We start from the raw sequence: 9,284 nt of genomic DNA, 5'->3' as shown, positions 1-9,284 counted from the left end.
GCAACTTTACATTAGGTTTGGGGATAGACTCAAGCTCAATAGAGGCTTTTAGGGTTAGATTAATTATCCACTGACACAGTTGGAGTTACACTCCCATTTTCCTAAAATATTCTCATCTAAAATGATTTCGCAACCAGCATTTTTCAACACATTGATCGGCATATTTAAATTTTTGATCTTGGGTACTGACCATGGCAAATCCTATTTTCATAAAAACGTCTGATATGCTTATTTATGAAACATAGATTTGTGAAACAACATTTTGAGACAATATATGGTGTTGGAAATAGATAATCTGCGAATCTATTATTTCTGTCGCATAAAACGACCATTAACATAAATTGGTGTGTATTTGTAATAGGTCATCTCATTTTTTTATGTTTATATCAATAAGCTATTATTAGTAAGGTCTTTTCTATAATTTTACAAAGGTGTCGATATGAGCTATATCTGATCAACAATTTATCTTAAGAGCTTCGGGTCACACTCTATGCTTAACCCTTTTTTAATTAACACGCTTTAATTGGATTCGTAAATAGGACAATCAATTCTTTTGCACTTTGAACAGATCCAATCTCTAAACGATCAATTCGCCAAGCTGCCGAAAAATTACCGTCTTTTCTGGGGAATATTAAACCAGCTCTGATCATCTCTTCTACATTTTTTCTACCATACATTTTAAAAGCTTCCGATCTTTTTAAGTAGCGTCTAACATGTCCTGATTCCGTAAAGGCCATCGTCGCACCCATTTTTGCAGCGATTCCAATCAAAATTTTAAGCTGATGAACGTTAATGGTTAATATCGTATTCATTATTTTACTGATGCTTATTAAAAAATAGTATCCTATTTACGTTCTTTTGCAGTCAAATAGGTCGTCCTATTACTCTTTGCTGCAATCTGATCAAGCTCTTTTCGAAGAAGCACCCTCCTATTCCCGGAATTGGAACCGCAAATAAGATTTTCTTTCAGCAAACGATCTATGTTACTACGACCATATCTTTTGTACGCTTCAGTCTTTGTTAGCAGATCCAAAAGTATATTGTGTTGTAGGATTGCATTGCCCAAACCTATACGAACGGAAGCCTTTACGAGATTTATAAGTGCTACTATCGTTATGCTATTGTCCATCATAAAATTTATTGGTATAATCATATTCAAATCTAACTATATACTTTGCAGGCATTTACCAAGGTGGATATATTGGTATAACTAATATCCAAAATCTTTATAAATAAGAGATGCATGGCAGTTCAACCATGCATCTTCAAATACTTTTAAAAAAAGAATTAAATTGCCATAAACCCATAATTGGGTAACTTACAATCGAACTGTCGCTAACCCATCACTCTTTTCGGGACTTATTTATTAGCAAAGCAGCTTTAAACATTTCTCTCTCGATCTTTTAAATTTTGCTATCACTTTACCTTGCACATCGTCAACAATTCTCCAATCTTTAGCAAGGTAGACATCGGTAGTTCGGTTTCCCATATCAACATGATTTAAGGCGAGCGCAACATCATCCTTAGTCATTCTGCAGTCATTTCGTGCAACATTAGCAAAACTGTGCCTCCCCCAATAAAAAGCTGTATCTTTTAATCCGGTCATTTTGCAGAGTTGCTCCATACCCTTACTTAAGGCCTTATTTAAGCATTGGATCGAGGAGTATCTTTTCTTTAAAGATCCGACATACTTTTGTAAGAGGTCATTTGCTTCAGGCACAGCTAAAATGCTGATGAATGCCTTATCCTTCCGGCGACCAGTAGTTTTTGAACGGTAATACTCGATTCTCTCATCTTTAAAATTCTGTTTGGACAAATTGTAAAGATCACCAGCATTTGTGCCACATAAATAAAAGGAGAGCATATACATATCTTTTGCTAGCTCAGCCCGACTTCCATGTCCTGTGTGACAATATTCAATCGAAAATATCTGCTTTAGCGTGTTAAATCTTTCCTTATTCCTCACTGGCGGAGTACCAACTTTATACTTTCTAAACGGGTGATGTTTTATGCGAATGATACCTAAATCCTCATCACTGTACCTATTACGGGCGGCGTTAAACAACGTTCTCAGATCACGCATATAATTGTGTACGGTCAAGGCAGACACTGGGGGCTGGATGGTAGTTACTGGTGTCTTCACAGAATTTAGCGAAGTCTACTTCTTCGTTAGAATCAATCAGATAATTTCTTAATGTTTCAGAAGTAAAAAAATCAAGCTTCCCGTCTAAAAGACTAATCTTCTTTCGGTAATCTCTCAGCTGTTGCTCAACGACATCAGCGACAAATGGATCTCTAATTTTAAGATCTTTCGTTAGTTGCTTCCTGACGACAAAATGTGTAGTATCCAGAAATGTTCTCCTTCGTTTGTGATAGACACAAATTTTCACATTGTAAGTTCCATCAGCCTTCTTGTGATGTTCATAAATTTTAGCGCTTACGGTAGCCATAAACTTTTCAGTAAAACGTCAAAAGTTCCGTTACATATTTGAACACAGACGTTAAGTTCAACAAAGAATTATGTAAATCATGTCATTTCGGAGACCCCGATTGACTACACAAAGATGTTCCTAATCTTCGTTTAAAATGCAAAAAAGCGGCTTTTTCGTGTAAAAAAACCGCTTTTTAAACCTGAGCCTCCTATCGGGATCGAACCAATGACCTACTGATTACAAGTCAAATGGTTTTTTCTCAGTGAAGGACGCTAAAAAGTTCGTTTTTGATCTACAAATGCAACTTATTGATAATTTTCGGAAATTTAAAATTGAGGACTGTTACATATTCGTAACAAATTTTTTACACGACGTTTTAGGAAGAAATGATATTACTAAAACCCTATTAAAAAACAGGTAAGTCTACCAGTAAGAGGATATACCGAGGCGTGGATGGATAAATCTAATAACAACAGACCAAATGAGGTCTTGGGAATCTTACACCAACGGAATTATCAAAAAAATTATTAGGCAACAACAACAGATAAATCAATTAGTACCGTAAATTAGAAAAGTCCAATCGTAGCTGTGGGGAAAAATGGGGTACTTGCATGCTGATTAAAAGTCAAATGGTTTCTTGTCGGTGATGTATGCTAAAAAGTTCGTTTATTACTTTGCAAATGCAATTTATTGATCATTTTTGAAAATGTAAAATTGAACACCGTTACCTACTTGTAAAAAAACTTCCTACCATACAAAATTGCGGATCCAAATCTTCAAAAACATTAGATTAATTCAACCTTACCTAACTTATTTCACTTCCAAATAAACAGCGTCCTCCGGTTTAATAACCGTTGAGTAGACATATCGCTACAAGAAATATTATTTAAAAAAAATTGCGGAGTAATACTATAGTTTTATCATAAGTTTGCCTCAATGATTGTAATGCGATGGCTCGACAGGATCTCAATTATCGTACATAAATGTTTACACTTTTTTAAGATCTATCTGTAATCCCGCAGAATAGGTAGAATAAAGGACGGTCGCCATCAAATTATATTTCAAATACTAATGAATTTATTTTGTAAGTAAAAACAGTGATGATGAAATTAAAATACGAAAAACCCAAAATGGAAGTAGTATCCATACTCATGGAAGAGGATGTTGTGAAATCCTCTATACTTCCCCAAAACAACAACGGTGCTGTGCAGCAGGAATGGGATCAACAGGATACTCAGTATAGAACAATTGACCTAGGCGATATTTAGAAAGCTATTTAATCCGTCATATAACATGCGTAAAACAAATGCCTTTGGACACATATCTGTGTTTTTTTTCCTCTTATCAATCTTTTCATGCAGCAAAGAGACTGTTACAGATATACCTGTAGAATCCAATGTTACCATTGAACTATTGGGCTCCGAGATCGAATCCGAAAATACAAGTACATCTCAAAATGCTTCCACGAATTTCGGTAACGGATCAAATATTGAACTTAAGTCTCAGACCGCCAAACTTGAAAAAAGCGAGTTGTCGCAATCCGCGCAGCCACAAACGAGAATAGTAACGCTGGATGATAACTTTCAAATGGTCGCGACCTTGAAACCTATCGATCAGGATATCTCATCTATAGCAGGTACCCCAGCGAAAGGCCTTAAGGCTTCTGTGGGCAACAATAAATCTGCAATTGTCCGAACACCGCTAACTTCTGGTGTGAAGTATAGGGTGATGGCATACTTAGGTGATAATTTTGTGTCACAGATGGACTACGAAGCCGGAAAAAGTCCCTCTGGCTTTACAAATCTTACCGTTGGTTCAACGTACACCTTTATAGCCTATTCTGTGAATAGTTCTACGTCACTGCCGGAGGTCACCAACCGGGCAAAACTTTCCACGGCGATTCTTAACAGCAGTGAAGATCTGATGTATTTTCGGAGTTCGCTACAGATTGCCAGTGGCGACAACTATTTGGGTGTAATACTTAAACACCAATTTAGCCAAATTACAATGACGGCGCGCCTCACGGACGATACACGCGGAGAAATTGTGTCTTTGACTAATGTTAGGTTTACAGGTAGTGGAGATCCCGCAGCAACCCCTCGTAAAAGTGGAACAATTAAACTTAGTGATGGAGCTCTTAGCTACAGTTCGGACACAACATCCGTAGGCGTCAAATACCCCAGTCTGGGAAGTGGAATGCGAAGCGTTACGGCCAGTCCAACACTGTTGATTTCACCAAGAATTTCAACGGTAGATGTATCTATCGGCAGTTTGTTGATCAATGCCGTTATTAATGGAAAGCAAGTGTCAACAGTTCGCAACAACTTGGTCCTGCAAGATTTTGTTATTGCTCCAAACCAACGCTATGATCTGGTCCTGCAGATTAAAAATCCATGTACGGAACCGACCGGCGACGATACTTTCGAATGGCGAAGCCAGTACGGTGACGTAAAAACAAATACATTATATGCAAGCGGCGCCAATTACGGTTATACATTTGATATCTATGAGCTTGACAACTCGTTCAACATGGAAATAAACGGACAAAAACTGGCCACTAAGGAGATTCAGTTTGAATACACGACCGCGACAAACCTTCCAAAACGGAATGTCCGCTTTGCTGACGGAAGTATATGGGGCGAGAATAATGTATCGCAGATCTGGAACATCATCGGTAACCGAGACCATCCCTCTGTTAAAGTAGTTATCAGTTCCAAAGGTGAAGTTTCGATTTTCGGAAGAAAGAATAATACCGATCGCTCGCTTTATCCGATCGTCTTCACTGACGATACAAAGTTCAATAAGATCGTCTGGAATACTACGGCACAAAATAAGGTGGTAGTCACGCAGTCCGTAATTAATATTACGGTGATGCATGGAAGAGGCTACGGTGTCAAGGTCATTCCATGCCCATAACTGTGATCATTCCCCTGCAATGTTGATAACTATAACGATTGAAAAAGCCCCTACGAAAGTTGGGGCTTTTGATTTTACGGATTTCCGTATGAATTCACGTTTGCCATTTGCCATCTTGCCGCGATGACATTTACACTTATCCCTATCACCGAACGCTTGCCAGATGAAAGCCATTTCAAACACCCACTCGACACCGTATTATTCTACGATGTCAATGGCGTAAAGTTTCTATTTGGTAAAGGCAAAGTGTTCTCCACATCTCAAGAGGAATGGATTGACAAAGGCTTTGTTAGTTGGCTTGAGGAATATCCAGGTAATAACTTTCTAAATCGTAGTCCTCATGTGTGAAGCCAATGATAGGCTTTGTATTTTCATTGATCTTGAATGTCGTTAACCGGTGCCGGAATGCGGACCCCACTAGTTCATTCTCCATCGCTTTCAGCAAAAATTTCAGCATCGCAGTATCGTCAAGACCATACTGATTTTTCCATTCGTTGAAAAGCGCCGATATATGCAGCCAAACTAAATACTTTTCACCCCCTGCAGCACTCTTGAAGATGTAACAAATTACTTCTTCATCCATCGATATTTTATTGAGATACAATGCGTCCGTTAATAAATATTTCATAACATAGATCTAAAGCAAAATAATAATCAAAAATAATTGCTGTACTCATAAGTTAAAACATTCGTTTACAGATTGTAGCGGATCATCTACATAAACTCTTAATTTTCAAGAACGGATATCTTCCGTTGTTCAGTTTTGTGTTGTATACGTCCAAGTAAACGTTATCAAAATTCAAATCGCCGGCCAGTATCCATTCAAGCGGCACGACCGTATTGTACTCATCTTCCAGCATCATTTCTCGTTCTCTGTCGGAAACATTGATAAAAGTATAGTTTACGTATGACATTGGAAAGTAGATATCGCTGGACACCACAACGCCATTGTATTTTTGGTACAGCTCCTCAATGTTATGTCTGGTCAAGGGAATCAAACCATCCCAAATGCGGTTTATATCCTTTCTCGCATCTTCGAGTCTTTCCGGATATTGATAGTTAACGTAATCCTCAAACAGCTTTCGAGCATCTTCTAAGTGTCCCTTATGCATCAGCTCCAACGCAACGTTTCGATGTATCGAGTAGAAAGGATCCGTTCCCCAGATAAACGCCGATTCAGACGGTTGATCAAATTGTCCAGCGGCGATCACAATATTTTTCAGGGCGGATAGCTTATCGAGTGCATCCGTAGTATGATTTTCCATAGCTCTTATTTTATATACCAATAAACACCTTGCCGCTAATCATTCCCCGAGAGACGCCATGAATGGTTATTGGGAAAAGGTCGCTAACGGGTAGAATAGCTGATCTTTCCGCACGAAGCGAAATAAAAGCACATACGACATGCCATGTGACTTCCAATCAGGGGGGGTCGAAACAAACCTTCCTAGCACCGCAGATCCCATTAAACAGGCTTATTCCAATAATAAATCAGGCAAAAAATAATTACTATTATTATCGTCAGCGAGAAACTTTCTTAGCCCGGTATAGATGTGTTCCCAGGCCTCTTTTTCGATCTTTCTTTTGCCGCTTAAGGTCTTCTCCCTATTGTAGCGCTTTAAAGTAGTTTTCGCCTTTAACATCTTTTTGTAAAGGTCGGTAGTTTCAAAATCCACTTCTTGTTTTGTGCAACCAAGGTGGAGCTGCTCTAACTGAGATAATATTGAATAAAGCTCATTCCGTTCAACATTTTCATATGTTAAGTATTCGAAAACGTTATTTAAAAATTGCCATGCATTAAGATTTTTTGATTCAATGTGAGCTATGGCAATAGTGAACTCCTCTCCAGTTTTCGGGCTAATTTTAGATTCTAAATTGGGCTGTATTTTCATTTTAGTCAACGGTTGATCTGCTTATAAATATAAAAAAATACAAATACAATTTTTACTAATATTTTTAGTAAGATTGCAGTTGTGAAACCGCTAGAAATACATATCCGGGACAAAGTGATATTCGCAAGGGTGAAGGTAATGCATAGATCCATAGGCTCTTCCGACTATACGCTGTATGACAAAAATGGAGTATCAATCTATATTTTCCGGAATACTATGGGGAATTGGGAACACGCCTACGGAAAGCTCGCTGACGATGTCCGTGAGGCTTGCTTAGATGCTCTGATACTTCGTTTTGACAGGAACTGCACAGAGATGTTCTACTATAAAGGGGAACGGCAAGTGGTCGATATAAGCTTCGCTGCCGGGGGAAGCTCGTGGCACGTTCTGGTAAATAGGTATCACAAAGGGTCGATCAAATTGAGCGACATGACTATGGAGCTAGCGTACAGCGAGCACAACCGCTGCGAGGCACTTACTTGTGAAAGGATAGAAAAATATTTCCGGTGGATCAGAGAGGGAAAAATTAAGGGAGGATAAGATTACGAAAGCTCCTTGGAGATGAGCGGTATCGTTTGCGTATATTTTAATGGGATCGTATTGGAATCATTTTTATATTAGGCTTACCGTTTAGACTGCAATGCGCATTCCAACGACAAACCATACTCTACATACTTTTTCAAATTTTTAAAAGCTACTGGGACGGTAGCTTTTTTTATTCCGGGAAAGCCCAATTGTATATCTTCCTTAGCTCTTCCATCTCAGATATCGAGCAAAAATGCCAGTCATCGTAATGCTCTAACAATACAAGATCGCCATCGCTATCCAACACAATAGCAGCTGTACAATACTTATTTCTTGACTGAAAAAATGCTACGCCGATCGGCTTTTCCATATAGCCTACCAATGCGTATTCCGAAATAGGACGATCTAAAGAGTTATACTTTACTTCAATACTATCCCCACATTTGACGAGTAATTCCCTATTCATTAGTCAAATCTAAAGGATTATTCATTGAATTACATTAAATTGAAATTAAAAAATTTAAGCAAGCGATTTCACTCTATGAGACAGTCGTTTGCGTGAAAATTATTGAACTAAATTTGTTACTTTGTGGGATCACAGTAGGTTAATCCCCCCCGGGGATACCGCACCCTTCGCTTTATTATAGAGGGGGGTTATTAAATGAACTAAATTGGCTGATTGCTTTCATCAGTTTAAGGGTGTGGGTTTTGGCGCCTTCTTACGTATGTTCGAGGTTTATGTGATCAGTCATTTTGATAAGTTTAGTATTTGAGAAGCTGGTAAGTTCCTTAGGTATGGTTATTGTTTATACGCTGTTATGAAAAGACTTTCCATATTAGTGGCCTGCGCAATAGCTTTTGTAGCATGCAAAAAGGACGAAGACCAACAGGAGCTGATTTACGGACGTTGGTACGAATTTTCACAGGAATATATTGAGCGAGATATTGAAGATGGATCTATAAGCATCGACCGGGACACTTTCGAAAATAGCCAAGATTATTTAGAGTTTACAAGAGATGGGCAGGTTCTGAGTTCTACAAACCGCCCTGGAACATTCACCATCACGAACGATTCACTCTTTATAACGATAGACTACCAAGATGTAACGGAAACCCTACCTCTGAAGTATCGCATATCATCAAATGAACTCACCGTCACCCAGACAAGTAGTAGAACATACGAAGTCATCGAGCAAAGTTTGACGTACAGAAAAAAGTAGAGCAAAAGGAAAATTGCGCAATCCATTCATATTTCTTGATCTAACGGCCGATAGAGTTTTAGCTTCGGTATTCAAAGTAGACGGTGTATTCGCTTCATACTTTTAATAAGAACGGTGTTAAGGGAGTTTGTTTTGCCGTATCGGATAGAGAATTGTCTGAGATAATTATCTAGTAAACGCTGTGGATCATCAGGAATTTTTATAGGGAGTGTAACTCCAACTGTGTCAGTGGATAATTAATCTAACCCTAAAAGCCTCTATTGAGCTTGAGTCTATCCCCAAACCTAATGTAAAGTTGC

The 9,284-nt window shown here is 38.4% G+C and carries 10 protein-coding genes; 4 read left to right on the top strand and 6 right to left on the bottom strand.

What is annotated here, in order from left to right; all coding sequences use genetic code 11:
• Window positions 1-509: 509 nt before the first annotated feature.
• Together B0I21_RS19870 and B0I21_RS19865 are read right to left on the bottom strand one after the other, a co-directional pair.
• A complete protein-coding gene (locus tag B0I21_RS19870) occupies window positions 510-812 on the bottom strand; it encodes a hypothetical protein (RefSeq protein WP_133642244.1) in 303 nt (100 codons plus the stop codon).
• A gap of 554 nt (window positions 813-1,366) precedes the next feature.
• Window positions 1,367-2,083 carry a site-specific integrase gene (locus tag B0I21_RS19865; RefSeq protein ID WP_243836305.1) on the bottom strand — a complete coding sequence of 239 codons (717 nt, stop codon included), beginning with the start codon at window positions 2,081-2,083 and terminating at the stop codon, window positions 1,367-1,369.
• A gap of 1,479 nt (window positions 2,084-3,562) precedes the next feature.
• Between B0I21_RS19865 and B0I21_RS20240 the strand changes: the two genes are divergently transcribed.
• Both B0I21_RS20240 and B0I21_RS19860 read left to right on the top strand, forming a co-directional pair.
• On the top strand, window positions 3,563-3,700 hold the full coding sequence (locus B0I21_RS20240; protein WP_166637918.1) for a hypothetical protein: 138 nt from the start codon (window positions 3,563-3,565) through the stop codon (window positions 3,698-3,700).
• A gap of 25 nt (window positions 3,701-3,725) precedes the next feature.
• Window positions 3,726-5,348 (top strand): hypothetical protein, encoded by a 1,623-nt coding sequence (locus B0I21_RS19860; protein ID WP_133642243.1) that lies wholly within the window; start codon window positions 3,726-3,728, stop codon window positions 5,346-5,348.
• A gap of 289 nt (window positions 5,349-5,637) precedes the next feature.
• Here the strand turns inward: B0I21_RS19860 and B0I21_RS19855 are convergent, their stop codons facing one another.
• The 3 genes from B0I21_RS19855 to B0I21_RS19845 all read right to left on the bottom strand — a co-directional run bounded on the left by B0I21_RS19855 (window position 5,638) and on the right by B0I21_RS19845 (window position 7,240).
• Window positions 5,638-5,976 (bottom strand): hypothetical protein, encoded by a 339-nt coding sequence (locus tag B0I21_RS19855; RefSeq protein WP_133642242.1) that lies wholly within the window; start codon window positions 5,974-5,976, stop codon window positions 5,638-5,640.
• Between the two features lie 82 nt (window positions 5,977-6,058).
• The gene (locus B0I21_RS19850; RefSeq protein WP_133642241.1) at window positions 6,059-6,613 is read right to left on the bottom strand and encodes a hypothetical protein; all 555 of its coding nucleotides are present in this window, start codon (window positions 6,611-6,613) and stop codon (window positions 6,059-6,061) included.
• Between the two features lie 210 nt (window positions 6,614-6,823).
• On the bottom strand, window positions 6,824-7,240 hold the full coding sequence (locus B0I21_RS19845; protein ID WP_133642240.1) for a hypothetical protein: 417 nt from the start codon (window positions 7,238-7,240) through the stop codon (window positions 6,824-6,826).
• A 138-nt stretch (window positions 7,241-7,378) separates the two neighbouring features.
• On the opposite strand from B0I21_RS19845, the gene B0I21_RS19840 reads away from it, so the two are divergent.
• Window positions 7,379-7,780: a hypothetical protein gene (locus tag B0I21_RS19840; protein ID WP_133642239.1), complete on the top strand. Its 402-nt coding sequence runs from the start codon at window positions 7,379-7,381 to the stop codon at window positions 7,778-7,780.
• A 175-nt stretch (window positions 7,781-7,955) separates the two neighbouring features.
• Here B0I21_RS19840 and B0I21_RS19835 read toward each other — a convergent pair whose 3' ends face one another.
• Complete coding sequence (locus B0I21_RS19835; RefSeq protein ID WP_133642238.1) at window positions 7,956-8,231, bottom strand: hypothetical protein; 276 nt, start codon at window positions 8,229-8,231, stop codon at window positions 7,956-7,958.
• Window positions 8,232-8,583: 352 nt separating this feature from the next.
• On the opposite strand from B0I21_RS19835, the gene B0I21_RS19830 reads away from it, so the two are divergent.
• Window positions 8,584-8,985 (top strand): hypothetical protein, encoded by a 402-nt coding sequence (locus B0I21_RS19830; RefSeq protein ID WP_133642237.1) that lies wholly within the window; start codon window positions 8,584-8,586, stop codon window positions 8,983-8,985.
• The last annotated feature ends 299 nt before the right edge of the window (window positions 8,986-9,284 follow it).

Source organism: Sphingobacterium paludis (assembly GCF_004364125.1).
GTDB lineage: Bacteria > Bacteroidota > Bacteroidia > Sphingobacteriales > Sphingobacteriaceae > Sphingobacterium > Sphingobacterium paludis.
The sequence above is the reverse complement of the archived record's forward strand: the minus strand, read 5'-3'. Positions and strand labels throughout refer to the sequence as shown.

Bases quoted from the DNA above. Each gene is read 5' to 3' on its own strand.
- B0I21_RS19870 (WP_133642244.1), bottom strand. From the start codon at position 812: ATGAATACGATATTAACCATTAACGTTCATCAGCTTAAAATTTTGATT.
- B0I21_RS19865 (WP_243836305.1), bottom strand. From the start codon at position 2,083: ATGCGTGATCTGAGAACGTTGTTTAACGCCGCCCGTAATAGGTACAGT.
- B0I21_RS20240 (WP_166637918.1), top strand. From the start codon at position 3,563: ATGGAAGTAGTATCCATACTCATGGAAGAGGATGTTGTGAAATCCTCT.
- B0I21_RS19860 (WP_133642243.1), top strand. From the start codon at position 3,726: ATGCGTAAAACAAATGCCTTTGGACACATATCTGTGTTTTTTTTCCTC.
- B0I21_RS19855 (WP_133642242.1), bottom strand. From the start codon at position 5,976: ATGAAATATTTATTAACGGACGCATTGTATCTCAATAAAATATCGATG.
- B0I21_RS19850 (WP_133642241.1), bottom strand. From the start codon at position 6,613: ATGGAAAATCATACTACGGATGCACTCGATAAGCTATCCGCCCTGAAA.
- B0I21_RS19845 (WP_133642240.1), bottom strand. From the start codon at position 7,240: ATGAAAATACAGCCCAATTTAGAATCTAAAATTAGCCCGAAAACTGGA.
- B0I21_RS19840 (WP_133642239.1), top strand. From the start codon at position 7,379: ATGCATAGATCCATAGGCTCTTCCGACTATACGCTGTATGACAAAAAT.
- B0I21_RS19835 (WP_133642238.1), bottom strand. From the start codon at position 8,231: ATGAATAGGGAATTACTCGTCAAATGTGGGGATAGTATTGAAGTAAAG.
- B0I21_RS19830 (WP_133642237.1), top strand. From the start codon at position 8,584: ATGAAAAGACTTTCCATATTAGTGGCCTGCGCAATAGCTTTTGTAGCA.